This is a genomic window from Thalassotalea sp. LPB0316 (assembly GCF_014898095.1).
In the GTDB taxonomy this organism is placed as follows: domain Bacteria; phylum Pseudomonadota; class Gammaproteobacteria; order Enterobacterales; family Alteromonadaceae; genus Thalassotalea_G.
On sequence record NZ_CP062946.1, the window covers coordinates 1511823 to 1528683 of the forward strand.

Genomic DNA, 16861 nt, shown 5'->3' on the forward strand with positions numbered 1-16861 from the left:
TCTCCTTATGCCTTCATCACTTTAACCGCACATTTCTTGAAGTCAGTTTCTTTTGACAACGGATCTGTAGCATCAAGTGTTACTTTGTTTACCAAGCGACGAGCATCAAACCAAGGCATAAAGACTAACCCTTTTGGTGGTTTATTGCGGCCTCGCGTTTCAACTCGGGTTTCTACTTGACCGCGACGAGAGACTATTTTTACTAGATCTCCTCGGCGTAAACCTCTGTCTTTGGCGTCATCAGGGTGCATATAGATAAGTGCGTCTGGCATCGATTTATAAAGCTCAGGCACGCGTTGTGTCATTGAGCCTGAGTGCCAATGCTCTAACACACGACCGGTTGATAACCATAAATCATACTCGCGATCAGGTGACTCTGCTGGCGGCTCATAAGGCAGGGCAAAGATTACTGCTCGACCATCTGGCTTGCCATAAAATTCAAAGTCTTTTCCTTTACCAACGTACGGATCGTAGCCTTCTTTAAAGCGCCATTGGGTTTCTTTGCCATCGACCACCGGCCAACGCAAGCCACGTGTTTCGTGATAAGTTTCATAAGGTGCTAAATCATGGGCTTTACCGCGACCAAAGGCGGCATATTCTTCAAACAAGCCTTTTTGTAGGTAGAAACCAAAGTGGCGAGATTCGTCGTTTAATCTATCGTCTGGCACTTCACTTAAGGCATATTTATTGACTTGGCCATTGGCGAACAGTACGTCAAATAAAGTCTTTCCTTTGTAGCTAGGGTTGTCGTCTAAAATCTCTTTTGGCCAAGTTTCATCAGTGGTGAAGCGTTTTGAAAATTCAACGGTTTGCCATAAGTCAGATTTAGCGCCTTTAGGTGCTTCAACCATTTGATACCAAGCTTGCGTGCGGCGCTCAGCATTACCGTATACCCCCTCTTTTTCTACCCACATCGCCGTTGGTAAAATCAAATCTGCGGCTTGGGCAGTGACTGTTGGGTAGGGATCTGAAACGACAATAAAGTTTTTCGGATTGCGGTAGCCAGGGTAACCTTCTTCCATCATGTTGGCCGCTGCTTGCATGTTGTTATTACATTGCACCCAGTAGAAGTTTAATTTGCCATCTTTGAGCATGCGGTTTTGTAGTACAGCGTGATACCCAGGTTTTGGCGGAATGATACCGTATGGGATTTTCCACTTCTCTTCAGAGAATTTACGGTGTTTGGGATTAGCAACGACCATGTCCGCTGGTAAACGGTGAGAAAAGGTACCAACCTCACGCGCAGTGCCACAGGCCGATGGTTGACCAGTTAATGAAAATGGGCTGTTACCCGGCGTCGATATTTTACCGGTTAATAAATGGATGTTATAAACTAGGTTATTGGCCCAAACACCACGCGTGTGTTGGTTGAAGCCCATGGTCCAGAAAGAGCATACCTTGGTTTTAGGATCAGCGTATAGCTCCGCTAATTCGACGAGTTTGTTTTCTGGTACGCCTGAGAGTTTAGCGGTGTATTCGAGGGTGTAACTACTGACGAATTCTGCGTATTGTTCGAAATCAATCGCCGTTGAACCACCTGCTTTATCGGCATTTTTCGCGCGTTTTTCTAATGGGTGATCTGGGCGTAAGCCATAACCGATATCGGTATTGCCCATTCTAAAATTAGTGTGCTTATTAACGAAATCTTTGTTAACGCGATCGGTTTGAATAATGTAATTGGCAATAAAGTTTAAAATGGCTAAATCGGTTTGTGGCACAAAAATCATACCGTTGTCGGCTAGCTCAAAACTTCTATGTTCGTAGGTTGATAGCACTGCGACTTTAACGTGCGGGGCACTTAAACGGCGGTCGGTAATTCGCGTCCATAAAATAGGGTGCATTTCTGCCATGTTAGAGCCCCACAATACGCAAGCATCGGTGTGCTCCATATCATCGTAGCAACCCATCGGCTCATCAATACCGAAAGTGCGCATAAAGCCACCAACGGCCGATGCCATACAGTGGCGCGCGTTAGGATCGATATTGTTACTTCTAAATCCCGCTTTGTATAACTTAGCAGCCGCATAGCCTTCAAACACTGTCCACTGGCCTGAGCCAAACATCCCCACGCCAGTAGGGCCTATATCTTTAAGCGCTTTTTTGGCTTTTTCTTCCATGATGTCGAAAGCTTGTTCCCATGACACCGGCGTAAATTCACCATCTTTATCGTAGCGACCATTCTTCATGCGCAATAACGGTGAAGTCAGGCGATCTTTACCGTACATAATTTTTGATAAAAAGTAGCCTTTAACGCAATTTAAGCCTTTATTAACGGGGGACTTAATGTCGCCGTGCGTAGCCACGACTTTACCGTCCATTACCCCGACATTAACACTACAGCCTGTACCACAGAATCGGCATGGCGCTTTGTCCCATTTTAATTTTGTTATATCACTGCTAGTAATCAGGTTTGATGCAACGGAGGGTACCGAAACACCGGCAACGGCAGCAGCAGCGGCAACAGCATTAGCTTTGATAAACTCTCGGCGATTAATCGTCATGGTTTCACCTTGTCCTTAATTATGAAGCTTGTTGTTCATTTAAATATTGATGATACACAGGTGATAACGACATCACTTTTTTGTGTATCTGAATGGGCGCAATGAGATGGTCTACTGCTTTATGAGAACTGGCTTCGATGGTGAAGACAATTTTTCCATCCTCGCTAACAGCGTGAACTTGGCCACCCTGCTGTAAATTGATGAGCTCGCTCAATTCGTCGATATCCTCAGGCATCACGTGCGCGACGAAGCTAGCGACATGGTATTCAACGTTATTCATAACAACTCTCTGTTTGTAGTAGTGTGATTGCCTCTTGTGGGCAGGTCGATACACAGGCTCCGCAGGCAGTGCAATCTTGTTGAATGATTTCTGGTTGTGGCACTTGGTTGGCTAGCAGGGGAAATTTTATTGCTTGGGCATCGCAAATATCCCGACAGCTTTGACAATAGATGTTGCTTTTTGCCAAACACTTGTCGGTTATCTCGAGCTCTGCTTGCCACGGCCTAGTTTTATCTGGATCGTCAAACATATCGACGTCGCAGGCTTCGACACACTTTTGGCAAAACGTGCATTCGTTTACGGTAAAGTCAACATAGGGAAAACCTTGGCGATCGCGTTTAATAATGCTAGTTTCACACACTGCTATACACTGTTTGCATTGCGTACAGTTTTCGGTGAAGTTCGTTTCACTTTTCGACCAAGGTAATCTAAATGTTGTCGGTTTTTCTTTGTTGGCCGCAGCTGTGAAAAAGCGCCTGCGGGCAACGTCAATCGATTCAACCATTTATTTACTTCGCCTTTAACTGCTCGGTGGGCCAGTTAAGATTTGGCTGATCCAAATAGTAAAACCCAGTACGCCGACAATGATTACCGATAGAATAGGCGCTAAAAAAACCGTTAGAAAGATAAACATATTTCTTTCTTTGCGCTTTGTTGTTGCTTCATCTTCACTCAATGTACTCATAACAACTCTCTGTTTTAATTATTGATTGTTACAACGTGAATAAAATGTTGTTTATTAATTAACCATATTATGTCAGGAGCAAATGTACAACGAATCTTTTAGGGAGATCCTGACAAACATATCATTTTATGTTCTAGATCAAGTGTAGTTTAGATTTGCTGATATGGCTGATAGACTAGCGTTTATTTTTCGCTGAAACGCTAATTGTGGATCAAACACTTAAAAGCTATCTACTTGCCCAACTCAAGGTACTTGATAAGTATCGCATTCGACAATTGATTATCTTGGTTGGTGAAGTTGATTTTGCTTATCAGTATGTAGAGTTGATTGAGCAACAAGGTAGTCGCTGTTTGGTCTATAGCCAATATTCTGAAATTGTCAGTGATATCCAGCCATACGAGGTTAAGAAATACTTAGGCACAGAAGCGTCACATATTGCCCTATTGCCTCGTGAGTTTGAGCCTACGACTTTTGCTTTGCTTACCGGTGTGCTCAGAGGGGGTGGGGTCATGTTGCTCCATATCAGCCCTGAGAACATACAAACTAGCCGCTTTGCGCGATACTTTGTCAACCAATGTCGGCAACACGACTTTCATCTTGTGATCGAGCAAGCATCTTTTGATCAAGTCATCAATGACCAAACAATTAACAATCAACGACGGCAAGTAACAGCGTTAGCACAGGACATAGAGCGCAGTCAGTTGTATTTGAGGAACAAACTACCGTTAATTGGTGTCAATGATAGCGCTGAATTAAGTCAAAGACACTGCTTAACCCTAGATCAATCCCAAGCGGTTAATACAATACTTGAAAATACCTGGCAACATGATCACTCCGTTACCGTTATCACCGCAGATCGCGGCAGGGGCAAGTCATCAGCACTAGCGATTAGTTGCGTAAACTTGTTAGCCAAAGATCTCGGTAATAAAAGTGCTGGCCAAAACACAGGCTCAAACTTTGACCTTAACACCGACATAAGCATCGGTATAAGCGCACCGAAAAAATCAAGTTTGTCGGTGTTTTATCAACAATTAGATAGATCTATTGCGCAGCTTGCTCATGATAGTTCACAGCAAGAGCAACTCAGAGCACGCGTAAAGTTTTATCCGCTCGATGAGCTTGTTCTAGCGTCACCTGAACTCAATATCCTTATGGTTGATGAGGCATCGGGTATTCCTGTACCTCAATTGCAGTCGCTAGCTGCTAATTATTCTCACGTGGTATTCGCCACCACGATTCACGGCTACGAAGGGGCAGGGCGAGGATTTACCTTTAAGTTTTTAAACCATCTGAGCGAACGCGCTCAAAGACGTCAAATTTCGCTAAAACAATACCATCTTCACCAGCCTATCCGTTGGGCATCTGATTGCCCATTAGAGCAATTTAGTTTTGATAGTCTGTTGTTAAATGCCGAAATTAAACCGATTTCAAACGCTGATATCGCCGATCAAGTAACGTGTTTTGAATTCCTAGATAAAAACCAATTAGCTGAGCACAACGAGATACTGCGTGAAATATTTGCACTATTGGTTAGTGCTCACTATCAAACATCGACAAGCGATTTAATGCTTATCTTAGATCACCCTGCGATAGACGTATATCGCCTAACGATAGCAGGTCAGTTAGTAGGGGTTGCCTTGATGATCCAAGAGCGCGAGTTACCGAGCGATATACGCGCTGAGGTTATTGCGGGCGCTAGGCGTGTACGAGATCACTTTACCGCTCAATCACTCATTCAACACCTAGGGTTCGACAGCGCTAGCGCGTTGTCTTTTTATCGTGTGATGCGTATTGCTATCCACCCAAATTTACAAAGCTTAGGTCTAGGTCATCATCTGTTAGGTGAGCTTGAAAAACAAGCGGTAAAATTGAGGTTTGATGCGCTATCAACCAGTTTTGGTGTTAATGACAAATTACTGAACTTTTGGCGACAAAACCAATTTTCATTGCTGAGGTTGGGCTTAAAAAAAGATCAAGCCAGCGGTGAATATTCAGGTTTGTTGGTCAAGCCGTTATCTAGTGAAGCACAGCGTCTTAAACAACAGGCGAGGGAACAATTTACTCGTAGCTTTGAGACGCTCCACGCCATCAGTTGGCAGGCGTTACCTACTGCTGTCGTTAATCAAATTGAACAGGAATTTGTTGAAGTCAATGTGCTAAAGGTATGTGATTACGATTTAAAAGCCTTGTCAGATTTTGCCTGTGGTAGGCGCCAGCTCTTAAATTGTATTCACGGCATTAAAGTGGTTTTACTCGATTATTTAGCGTCTCATCAAGATCTATCATTTGCCGCGTTGATCAGCTTTGTGGTGGAGCAGCAGCCGCTTAAAAAGGTTTGTCAACAATATGGCTTTAGCGGCAAAAAAGCCTTTGAGTCTTATTGCCGCCAAGTGTGTAATGAGCTAATAAAGCAAGGCTATCGCTAGCTTCCTTACCTTTTGTTACTTTAATTTACTGGCAAAGGTCTTTTTAAACTTAGCCAGTTTTGGTGATACTACCATTTGGCAATATTGATTTTCTGGATTGTTGTTAAAGTAATCTTTGTGCTCTTGTTCGGCTGGGTAAAAAGTTTGCGCCGCCTCAATTTGAGTAACAACGTCACCTTGCCAAATTTCATCTTCGGTAATTTCAGTGATGATCTGCTCTGCCAATACTCTTTGCTCATCATTGTGATAAAACACCGCACTGCGATATTGGGTGCCAACATCATTACCTTGACGATTGAGTTGCGTAGGGTCGTGTAAGGCAAAAAAGATCTCTAATATTTCGCGTGTTGAAATAATAGTGGGATCATAACTTAACTTAACGACCTCAGCGTGTCCCGTATTGCCACTGCATACTTCTTTATAACTTGGATTTTGTGTTTCACCACCACTATAACCCGATTGTGCGCTGATAATCCCTTTGACACTCAAGTATGCTGCTTCAATACACCAAAAACAGCCGCCTGCTAATGTAATTTCTTGTGCCATGATTAAATTTACCTAAAACCTTAAATATTTCACTTAGCGCTAAAGATATACTATAGCCATTTAGACGTCTATAACTCTTTCGTGAATTTTTTATTTTTTATAGGTTATAAGCAATATGTTGATGAAAGCGCACCATAATCGTGTCTTTATCAGGGCTGATGTTTAATTCAGCCATCATCTGACTAACGGCAGCATTAATTTGATTGAGAAATCTACCATAGCCTACTTCCGTGCGGCTCTCTTCACTCGCGACAAAAATCAACTGACACTGATCAACGAGTTCACTTGCATCCCACCAACTCATCATGCCACAAGGTTTTTCATGCGGATTGTAGCCAAGCATTTGTAACTCTCCTTGTCGCGAAACGGTATTTGACGGTGAATAACGAACAATGGGCACAAGACCATTGGCAATGAGCGCACCGTTGTTCAAATTGTATTTTAAACTTGCTTTTGACAATGCTTTATTGATTGCACTGTAAAGAGGGTTGTATGGATCAGCAGCCTGATGATCGATTTCACATTCAGCTAAAAGCGCCTGACCTATTGGAATATTGATCACCGCGTAAGTCATTGCTGAGATATCTTCTGGTAATGAAACATGGTGCGCAAGATAGCGATTTCTGATCGTTCTTAGCTTGTGTACTTGGCTTTGTTCAAAGCCCTTGTGTTTGGCAAAAAGATCGTAGGTCAAATGCTGGTGGTCACGCAGTCTCATAACTTGATTAGGCAAGCCGATCACTTTGCAGTATTGAGTGAGTAGTTGTTTAACCTTGGCGTGAAAGCTCGCGGCATTGAATCGAATATCTTGGCCGCTACTTAAAAATAACAAACTGATTTTTTGTGCTTTTTTATCCGGCTCGTAGAAGGCTTTTTGCAAGTTGTGATACTGCGGATTGTAGTAAAACAATATTTGTTGATTGGTTTGCCACTGGTGGATTTCTTCACTAAAGCGCACGCGCACGAGCTTGTCATTAGCGATAAATTGCCCGTTATTCATTTCAAAATAGTGGCAAAGTTCGAAAAATTGTTGAGATAAGTGCTGGTATAGCTCATTAAAGTTATTGTTTATATTGAGTGACAAACGACCAACGAGTTGCTCAATTAGGTCGTCGTTAAGCCTAAATTCCGCCAAGATGTACTGATTGTCTCTAATATTACCGGTGATAAATGCCTTGTGAGCTGCACTGCGTTTTCTGATAATTGACATAACGTCCTCCACATCGATGAATGCCCATACTATAGGCACAGAAGATGACAGAAACGTGTCAGTAGGTGATGAAAGGACTAGTATCTTAATGAAATTTTTATGACAATATTACGATTGTCAAAGCGAAAGCGAAAGGTTCAGATGAATACGTTGTTAAATGATGAGCAAGGGCAAGCGTTTTTAAAACAAGCCGTTAATACTACCATGCCCTTTGGTAAATACGCGGGCAGTAAGTTATTACACTTACCTGAACCTTATCTCGTGTGGTTCAACGCCAATGGCTTTCCTGACGGTAAATTAGGTCAGCAATTAGCGTTGATGTATGAAATTAAACTCAATGGCTTAGAGAAAATGTTAACGCCATTACTTGATTAATCGAGATCTAAATCTTCCGCGGGCGCAGAATCACCATCATCATCGACTTTTCTCGAACCAAATAAGGTGTGAAACTGTCTCGGTGTGAGTACTTTATTCTGGTATTTTAGCCACGTTTTTTCTATTTTTGACTCCGCTTGGTAAATGCCGTCACATACCCCTTTAAAGCGAATTTCTGCTTCCGTTTGAGGTTCACGTGTTCCGTTGGCGATTTCCTGTAGAGCGACGCCATGGGTTTCTAAAATTTGCACTTCAGAAATAGAGTAGTCGCCACTTCGGCTCATACCTCTTGGGTAATTTTTATCATCGTAGAATCGACGGTTAGACAAAAAACTATCATTTAGATTAATTGCTGCGTTCATAGTGACTCACTTCAATAAATTAAAAATCAAATCAATTTTGGCAATATTTACCCCAAGATTTCGTTGTGATCAACAAAAATTTTATGACAATGTTAAGTCTGGGTTTAAGGTCATCGATTTTGTAGTGTCACCGCGTAAGAGTAAGCTATAGTTGACGATGAGTTATATATCGAAGTGACATAAACACTAGCTAAAATTGCGCCAATTTGAACCGCTTATTGCTAACTAGTTGATTTTATCTAGCAAAAAAAAACGCCAACACTTAATTACATATTTATGACGTTTTTCGCTTGCATTGTCATAAAAACTTCTTTTAAATGAAATTGTCACTCGGTTTTGAAATTCGTGTGGCCGCTAATATCAAATCATATAGTTTTCAATGTTTTATGAGAGGTTTTACCTATGAAAAGACAGAAGAGAGATCGTTTAGATAGAGCGTTTTCAAATGGTTACCAAGCGGGTATTTCTGGTCGCAGCCGCGACAATTGCCCTTATCAAAATACCGATGCCAAATCAGAATGGCTAGGAGGTTGGCGAGAAGCCATCCAAGACAGACACATGGGTCTCTTTAGATAAGTTTTCCTTCACCTCGTTAAAAGCAATAAAGCCTGCCTCTGAAGCAGGCTTTATTGATCTTGGCTGAGTGTTTTTTTCAATATGGCAAACTTACTTATTAAAAGGATTAAAATCATTTTTAGTATAAGATAGTTTTTTTAGTTATATGCGGTTATGATAACGCCAAAATTTATCTCTTTGGTCGTAAGATAATGCTTGCTTTACGTGATATTCAACCTCAAAAAAATGAAGTCTATTTAGACAACAATGCAACCACGCCGGTACTTCCCCAAGCTATTGAAGCTTCTACTCATACGATGCAGTTGTGTTATGGCAACCCAAGTAGTAGCCATATAACCGGCATTAAAGCGAAATATATTCTAGAAACTACCCGTGATTTAACGCGTCAAGTTATCGGTGCTAAAACTGGCCAAGTGATGTTCACAAGTGGTGCTACTGAAGGTATTCAAACGGCGATTATCTCATCGTTAATTGCTGCGAAGCATCAACAAAAATCGATTGAAAACCCTGTCCTATTGTACGGTGCAACCGAGCATAAAGCCGTTCCTGAATCATTAAAACACTGGAACAAAATGCTTGATATTGGCGCGCAAGTACTCGCTATTCCGGTAGATGAGCGCGGCATTTTAGATATGACGTTTATTGCTGAACACGTACCTAATGCACTGATGATCTGTACGATGATCGCCAATAATGAAACCGGTGTTTACCAAGATTTAGCCTTATTAGAGCAAACCATTCGTCAACACAACAGTGATGTTTATTGGATGGTTGATTGTGTTCAGGCACTCGGCAAGATCCAGTTATCGATTTCTGACACTAGCATTGATTACGCGCCATTTAGTGGTCATAAATTATATGCGCCTAAAGGTATTGGGATTTTGTACGTGCGAGAAAGTGCACCTTTTACACCATTTATTGCTGGTGGTGGTCAAGAAAGTGGCTTGCGCTCGGGAACGGAAAATCTGCCGGGGATCGCTGCATTACAAGCCGTATTAGCACTACTTAACGACGAGCAAGACGATACCTTTAAAAGTCACGAGCAACTAGAGAAATATCGCGAACAACTGGTTCAAACCTTAACCAAGGCATTTCCGGCGATTGTTTTTAACCATGACTTTACTTGTTCATTACCGACGACAATTAACTTTTCGGTTAAAGGCTTAAGCAGCAAAGATATTATGGATTTATTCGATGCGGCTCATATTCGCGTCAGTGCCGGTTCGGCCTGCTCGTCAAAAGTTACAGGTAGTTTTGTGCTTGACGCCATGGGCAAGCCAAAATGGCAAAGTAATAGTGCCATTCGCATGTCGTTCGGCCCAGCGACTAGCCAGCAAGAAATCGATGATGCCTGCCATGCAATTGAACAGGCAGTAAAAGCACTTAAAAGCAGTTGTTTGATCCTCTCTGATACCGCAGATAATAGTGCTATTGGGGTAGATGGTTTGCAGCAGTGGTTATATGACAACGGTTGTACTTGGTGTTATGTCGACAAAGCCACTAAACAATGTTTTGTGATCGATTTAGCACCTGAGCTAGTGGCTAAGTTTGAAACCTTAGTTGAATGTCAAGGCTATGAAGTTGTCGCGGTGTTAACAACACATATTCACCAAGCCAATGAAGCTCATCAAAATATGATCCAAACACTATGGCAAAACGATAGCTCTAGTTATGATGTGCTTGGTTGGCCACAAAATACTCGCTTAGTTTCGCTAGAAAATGAGTTAGCCGTTGAAGCAATAACGATTGGTAATAAAGTGATAGCGCGTTTACCTTTGCCTGGCCACACCGAAAATAGTGTCGCTTATTTGCTTGGTCGCGCGGATAATCAGCAACTTAAAGCGGTCGATATTGAGTTCGTGTTTGTCGGAGACCTAATACAAATTAACGGCTTGGGTCGCTGCGATGTTCAAGATGGCGACGCGAGTTCGTTGTATCGTTCATTGCAACTGCTTAATCAAGTCATCACCGAACAAACATTGCTTTGTCCGGCACACGATTATCTTCAGTTGTTTAACACGACGCTAGCACTTGAGATGCAGAGCCAGCCGATGTTAAAACAAATCATTGATGGGGAAATAAGCGAGCAGGCATTTATCGAATACAAGAACAAAGCGGATGAACAGTTGCCGCCTGCAGATTATCATCAGTACTGTGGTCCTGTTGGCTCGTTTAATAACATCATTGAAACGGTTCATCCGAATCAATTAGTTAAATTTATTAGTGACTCACCAAATACTGTAGTCGTTGACGTGCGAGAGCCTCACGAATATGATGCCTATCCAGATTCGACCATCGGTGGCAAAACTATGGTCAATATTCCATTGTCTCAGATCACGCAATTTGTCCAACGCAATAAATCTGGCCAAGCTGATAATCGATACGTGTGTATTTGTCGAAGCGGTAAACGCAGTGAAGCAGCAGCAAAAACGCTGCAGCGCAATAACTTTACTCACATTTATCACGTGCCTGGAGGCTTTGCCTTACTCAATAAAAGTTAATATCACTCTAGAGCTTTGATGAAATCTTGTTAGAATAGCGTTTAACTCTTTAAGCGCTATTTTTTTATGGCTAAAACACCACAACCCTCAGACAAACAGCCTTGGTGGCATACTGACTGCCCATTTTGCAAAAAAGCGAGACTTTTGATCATTTGGCTTCTCCTGATGCTATTGGCTGACTACGCGTGGTTTCAAGTGATTTTTTAGTGCGCGCTAATTGATCGAATATATCGCGCTCTTGATATTAAATATTTCTTTTTAATCATAAAGTTAAATGGTTGGCTTTGTTACTTCCTAGCGATGCACTATACTTCACGGCAATAAGATAGTGTTGCTCACTATTTAAAACCTCTTGTAAAAGTGATAACAAATTCAAATGACAACAGCAAAAAAACGCCCTTTATACATACCTTATGCAGGTCCTACATTAATTGAAACGCCATTGCTCAACAAAGGCAGTGCTTTTACCAAAGAAGAACGCGAACACTTTAACCTAGCAGGCTTATTGCCACCGCGCTACGAAACTATCGAAGAGCAGGTTTCACGCGCGTATATGCAATACAGTAGCTTTCACACCGATTTGAATAAACACATCTATTTGCGATCCATTCAGGACAATAACGAAACGCTGTATTATCGCTTAGTGCAAGCGCATCTCGAAGAAATGATGCCGATTATCTACACGCCAACGGTTGGTGATGCGTGTGAGCAATTTTCAGACATTTATCGCTCTTCGCGCGGTTTATTTATTTCTTATGAAGACCGTCACAATTTAGATGATATCTTACGCAACGCGACGAAAAACAAAGTAAAAGTTATTGTCGTGACTGACGGCGAGCGGATTTTAGGTCTAGGTGACCAAGGTATTGGCGGTATGGGGATCCCAATTGGTAAACTGGCACTTTATACCGCCTGTGGTGGCATTAGCCCTGCGTATTGTTTACCGATTACCTTAGACGTCGGCACGAACAATGAAAAACTGCTGAATGATCCAATGTATATGGGGACGCGACACAAACGTATTGAACAAGATAAATACGACGAGTTTGTTGATTTATTCATTCAGGCATTAAAGCGCCGTTGGCCACATGCTATGCTGCAATTTGAAGACTTCGCTCAGCCTAATGCGATGCCGCTACTTAACCGTTACAAAGATGAAATTTGTTGTTTTAATGACGATATTCAAGGTACTGCGTCAGTAACTGTTGGTACGCTATTGGCCGCTTGTCGAACCAAAGGCGTAAAATTGTCTGAGCAAAAAGTTGCTTTTGTTGGTGCTGGGTCAGCCGGTTGTGGTATTGCTGAGCAAATTATTAGCCAAATGATCAGTGAAGGTATTTCACCAGAGTTGGCGCGCAGTCAAATTTATATGGTCGATAGATTTGGCTTATTGACTCAAGGTATGACAGGTTTGCGAGACTTCCAAGAAAGTCTCATGCAATCTACTGAGACTGTCGCTAATTGGTCAATAAGTGGCGACTATGCGTCACTTGTTGAGGTGATCAACAATGCTAAGCCAGATATTTTAATCGGTGTTTCGGGGCAGGCGGGCTTATTCACTGAAGAAGTGATTACGACAATGCACAGCCATTGCCCGCAGCCGATTATCTTTCCATTAAGTAATCCATCTCGCCAAGTTGAAGCAACGCCTGAGCAAGTGATTAACTGGACACAGGGCCAAGCAATTGTCGCGACCGGCTCACCATTTTCACCGGTTGACTATAAAGGAAAGCTTTATCCGATAGCCCAATGTAACAACAGTTATATTTTCCCTGGCTTGGGTTTAGGGGTCGTGGCGGCTAATATTAATCGCATTACCGATGAAATGTTGATGGTGGCTAGTGAAACCCTCGCTAAGGCTTCACCTATCGCCAATACGGGGGAAGGCGATTTATTGCCACCAATTACACAAATCGCTAGTCTGAGTAAGGAAATAGCATTTGCTGTTGCCAAAGTCGCTTATCAGCAAGGCTTGGCGTTAGAAATTAGTGATGAGCAATTAATTGCTAAAATTGAGCGCAATTTCTGGCAACCTGAATACCGCGATTACCGCCGTATCAGCATTTAATCGCTGTGCTCAATATTTGATAAAAAGCCAACAACAGTTGGCTTTTTTCATTTGGTGCTAATGAATTACAACTAAGCTAGATTACCACTAGGTATTTTTGCCTATTTGGTCTATAATCGCGCCCAAAATTTTTACCTATTTTTAATTTACACAATTTAAGAGGGCTTATCATGGCTATCGAACGTACTTTTTCAATCGTAAAACCAGACGCAGTTGCTAAAAACGTAATTGGTCAAATCTACAACCGTTTTGAAACAGCTGGTTTAACAATCATTGCTTCAAAAATGGTTCACTTATCAAAAGAGCAAGCTGAAGGTTTCTACGCAGAGCACAGTGAGCGTCCTTTCTTCGGTGCATTAGTTGAATTCATGACTTCAGGTCCAGTGATGGTTCAAGTTTTAGAAGGCGAAGGTGCTGTGCTTAAAAACCGTGAAATCATGGGTGCAACAAACCCAGCTGAAGCGTTAGCGGGTACTTTACGTGCTGACTACGCAAACTCAATCGACGAGAACGCTGTTCACGGTTCAGATGCTTTAGAATCAGCTGCACGTGAAATTGCTTACTTCTTTACAGAAGACGAGATTTGCCCACGTACTCGCTAATTTGCCTTTAAGCGTCATATTTGGCGCCGTTTTTTTGTTGGAAGTGCTCACTTGGCTAAATTAGTTAGAAAAGCCAAGCTCCGCGCTTCCGCCTCAAAACAACGCCAACTATTTAAGCTTAAATATCAAATTATAAAAAAGGATTTTACTGGTTCCGGTAAAATCCTTTTGCTTTAAATGAAGTGGCTAATCGTAAGGGATTCATATCTAGATACTTTTACGATTAGCGGGTAAAAAATTGTCACCTGTGTCTAAAAAGTGTACAATTTCGCCCCTTTAAATTCTTTGTAATAAGACGTTTTGAGAATTATTTTATGACAGAAGTCGTTGTTCCAGCTGAGCAGAAAACCAAAATTAATCTATTGAATTTTGATCACCAAATGATGCGAGACTACTTTGAGTCGATCGGTGAAAAGCCGTTTCGCGCCGATCAAATGATGAAGTGGATATACCATTTTGGTTATGACGACTTCGAGCAAATGACCAACTTTAATAAGAAGTTAAGGGAAAAGCTTGCGCGCAACTGTGAAATTAAAGCGCCGGAAATATCAAAGAAACAAGTATCGAACGACGGTACCATTAAGTATGCCTTAATGCTTGAAGGTGGCCAAGAAGTTGAAACCGTGTGGATCCCAGAAAACAACCGAGCCACTTTGTGTGTATCTTCGCAAGTTGGCTGTGCTTTAGAATGCTCATTTTGCTCAACCGCGCAACAAGGTTTTAACCGCAATTTATCAATGTCGGAAATTATTGGTCAAGTATGGCGAGTTGCCAATGATATAGGTGCAACGCGTATTGCTGGTAAAAGACCTATCACTAATATCGTGATGATGGGCATGGGTGAACCCTTACTTAACATGAAAAACCTGATCCCATCATTAGACACCATGTTGAACGATTTAGGCTATGGTCTATCAAAACGTCGTGTTACCGTGAGTACCTCGGGTGTTGTACCGGCGTTAGATATGCTAAAAGAAAAGATCGACTGTGCATTAGCAATTTCAGTACATGCGCCGAATAATGCATTGCGCGATGAATTAGTACCTATTAATAAAAAGTACCCGTTAGAAGACTTCTTAGCTGCGTCACGTCGCTATATTGAAGGCTCAAAAGCGCAAAAAGCCGTAACCATTGAGTACGTGATGATTGATCACGTGAACGACTCTACTGAGCAAGCACATGAATTAGCTCATGCGTTAAAAGACACGCCAAGTAAAATTAACTTGATTCCGTTTAATCCATATCCAGGTTCACCATACAAGCGTTCGAGTAATTCTCGTATCGATCGTTTCGATAAAGTCCTGCAAAGTTATGGCTTTACCGTGATTACCCGTCGAACCCGTGGTGATGATATTGACGCGGCTTGTGGCCAGTTAGCCGGCGATGTATTAGATAGAACGAAGCGCACTGGTGCAATTCAAGCAAAAAAACAGGTGAATCCTGACGAAATTTCAGTAAAAATGGTTTAGATAAGACAAATAAAACGTTTATTGGAATTTTCTGCGAATGGATAAATGGCAAAAATTACTTCTTAGTGTCGCTTTAGCAAGCTCGCTAAGCGCTTGTGTTACCCAACAATACGGTAAAGACAACACCCCTGTTGTTGAGAATGAAGCTAGTAATGATGAAATTGCCATGACCCGTATCTCGCTTGGTTTGGGCTATCTCAATATTGGCAATACCACCCAAGCGAAAATTAACTTAGAAAAAGCCAAGCGATATTCGCCAAAACTAGTGCAAGTGCATACGGCGTTTGCCCACTATTACGAAACTGTAGGTGAACCCGAACTGGCTAGCCAGTCATTTCAAACGGCACTTAGTATAAAATCTGACGACCCTGACACGCTCAATAACTATGGTGTGTTTTTATGTCGTCAAGATGATGTTGAAGGCGCACAAACGCAGTTTTTAAAAGCGATTGCGGTGCCTGAATATGTCAGAGTCTCTGAAAGCTACGAAAACTTGGCCTTGTGTCATCTCAATAAAAACAATTTTGAGCAAGCAGAGTTTTACCTCACTAAAGCGTTAATGCATAGCCCAAGTAGTGACTCTGTGTTGCAGCAACTAGCCCAGCTTGCCTATATCAAGGCTGACTATAAAAGCGCGCAAAATTACATTGCTCGTTACGAAAAGGCAACGCGACAATTTAGCCCTAGTGCCTTGGCATTAGCATATAAAGTATACCGTGCTCAAGGTAATACACAGGTAGCGAAAAACTATGGTGCGATGCTCGTTAAAATGTTTCCAAGCTCATACGAGGCAAAGCAGTATTTGCTGAATGAACTTGCGAGAATACCGGCTGATGATTTAGCCGATATTTATGCTCAGCAACAAAATAAAAGCACTAAACGCGTTGTGGTGTTGTCACCGAAAAAACAAGCCAATGATGCGAATAGTAGTGAACAAGATTTAAACATCGCGAGTTTTTCAACTGAAGATAATCAGGTGAAACCCGTGTCTAAGTCTGAATCTGAACCTGAAAATAAGCAAAAATCTGAGCCGGTAGCGACATTAGATGAAAGCAGTCAAGCGCGAATAGAGCAGCTGCCAAGTATGCGCTCAGTCCCTGTTCATGTAGTCAAATCAGGGGAATCGGTTTATGGCATTGCTCGGCGATATAACCTAACGATGAGAGAAGTACAAAAGTGGAATCGTTTGTCTTCTCGCAGTATTTTAAAAATTGGTCAAGTGCTGGTATTAGCTGATCCTAACCAAGCTGATAAATAGTG

15 protein-coding genes are annotated in these 16861 nt (G+C 42.0%); 8 read left to right on the plus strand and 7 right to left on the minus strand.

Annotation, left to right across the window (positions count from 1 at the left end):
- Nucleotides 1–5: 5 nt before the first annotated feature.
- Genes napA through napE form a run of 4 tightly spaced genes read right to left on the minus strand, consistent with a single transcriptional unit; the run spans nt 6 to nt 3466 of the window.
- Entirely contained in the window at nt 6–2501 is a 2496-nt protein-coding gene (gene napA / locus LP316_RS06635) for a nitrate reductase catalytic subunit NapA (RefSeq protein WP_193023537.1), read from the minus strand.
- Nucleotides 2502–2520: 19 nt separating this feature from the next.
- Nucleotides 2521–2781, minus strand: coding sequence for a chaperone NapD (locus LP316_RS06640; RefSeq protein WP_193023538.1), 261 nt, complete (start codon nt 2779–2781; stop codon nt 2521–2523).
- Nucleotides 2774–3286, minus strand: coding sequence for a ferredoxin-type protein NapF (gene napF, locus LP316_RS06645; RefSeq protein ID WP_193023539.1), 513 nt, complete (start codon nt 3284–3286; stop codon nt 2774–2776). Before napF ends, LP316_RS06640 begins: the two co-directional genes overlap by 8 nt.
- Nucleotides 3287–3301: 15 nt before the next feature.
- Nucleotides 3302–3466, minus strand: coding sequence for a periplasmic nitrate reductase, NapE protein (gene napE / locus LP316_RS06650; RefSeq protein WP_193023540.1), 165 nt, complete (start codon nt 3464–3466; stop codon nt 3302–3304).
- 206 nt (nt 3467–3672) lie between these two features.
- Here napE and LP316_RS06655 point away from each other — a divergent pair, with 206 nt between their 5' ends.
- Nucleotides 3673–5892, plus strand: a complete 2220-nt coding sequence (locus LP316_RS06655; protein ID WP_193023541.1) for a GNAT family N-acetyltransferase — start codon at nt 3673–3675, stop codon at nt 5890–5892.
- A 15-nt stretch (nt 5893–5907) separates the two neighbouring features.
- Here LP316_RS06655 and msrA read toward each other — a convergent pair whose 3' ends face one another.
- Together msrA and LP316_RS06665 are read right to left on the minus strand one after the other, a co-directional pair.
- Nucleotides 5908–6438, minus strand: coding sequence for a peptide-methionine (S)-S-oxide reductase MsrA (gene msrA, locus LP316_RS06660; RefSeq protein ID WP_193023542.1), 531 nt, complete (start codon nt 6436–6438; stop codon nt 5908–5910).
- A gap of 97 nt (nt 6439–6535) precedes the next feature.
- Nucleotides 6536–7648 carry a DUF3083 family protein gene (locus tag LP316_RS06665; RefSeq protein ID WP_193023543.1) on the minus strand — a complete coding sequence of 371 codons (1113 nt, stop codon included), beginning with the start codon at nt 7646–7648 and terminating at the stop codon, nt 6536–6538.
- A gap of 141 nt (nt 7649–7789) precedes the next feature.
- Here LP316_RS06665 and LP316_RS06670 point away from each other — a divergent pair, with 141 nt between their 5' ends.
- Nucleotides 7790–8023 carry a DUF3820 family protein gene (locus tag LP316_RS06670; protein ID WP_193023544.1) on the plus strand — a complete coding sequence of 78 codons (234 nt, stop codon included), beginning with the start codon at nt 7790–7792 and terminating at the stop codon, nt 8021–8023.
- Here the strand turns inward: LP316_RS06670 and maoP are convergent.
- Complete coding sequence (gene maoP, locus LP316_RS06675; RefSeq protein WP_193023545.1) at nt 8020–8385, minus strand: DUF413 domain-containing protein; 366 nt, start codon at nt 8383–8385, stop codon at nt 8020–8022. The genes LP316_RS06670 and maoP overlap by 4 nt on opposite strands.
- Nucleotides 8386–8787: 402 nt before the next feature.
- Between maoP and rmf the strand changes: the two genes are divergently transcribed.
- The 6 genes from rmf (at nt 8788) to pilW (ending at nt 16859) form a co-directional block, all read left to right on the plus strand.
- Nucleotides 8788–8961 carry a ribosome modulation factor gene (rmf, locus tag LP316_RS06680; protein ID WP_193023546.1) on the plus strand — a complete coding sequence of 58 codons (174 nt, stop codon included), beginning with the start codon at nt 8788–8790 and terminating at the stop codon, nt 8959–8961.
- 191 nt (nt 8962–9152) lie between these two features.
- Complete coding sequence (locus tag LP316_RS06685; RefSeq protein WP_193023547.1) at nt 9153–11462, plus strand: aminotransferase class V-fold PLP-dependent enzyme; 2310 nt, start codon at nt 9153–9155, stop codon at nt 11460–11462.
- Between the two features lie 376 nt (nt 11463–11838).
- Nucleotides 11839–13530, plus strand: coding sequence for an NAD-dependent malic enzyme (locus LP316_RS06690; RefSeq protein ID WP_319020985.1), 1692 nt, complete (start codon nt 11839–11841; stop codon nt 13528–13530).
- Between the two features lie 170 nt (nt 13531–13700).
- Nucleotides 13701–14132, plus strand: a complete 432-nt coding sequence (ndk, locus tag LP316_RS06695) for a nucleoside-diphosphate kinase (protein WP_169075475.1) — start codon at nt 13701–13703, stop codon at nt 14130–14132.
- Between the two features lie 314 nt (nt 14133–14446).
- Nucleotides 14447–15601, plus strand: a complete 1155-nt coding sequence (locus LP316_RS06700) for a bifunctional tRNA (adenosine(37)-C2)-methyltransferase TrmG/ribosomal RNA large subunit methyltransferase RlmN (RefSeq protein ID WP_193023548.1) — start codon at nt 14447–14449, stop codon at nt 15599–15601.
- A 37-nt stretch (nt 15602–15638) separates the two neighbouring features.
- On the plus strand, nt 15639–16859 hold the full coding sequence (gene pilW / locus LP316_RS06705; RefSeq protein WP_193023549.1) for a type IV pilus biogenesis/stability protein PilW: 1221 nt from the start codon (nt 15639–15641) through the stop codon (nt 16857–16859).
- Nucleotides 16860–16861: the final 2 nt, after the last annotated feature.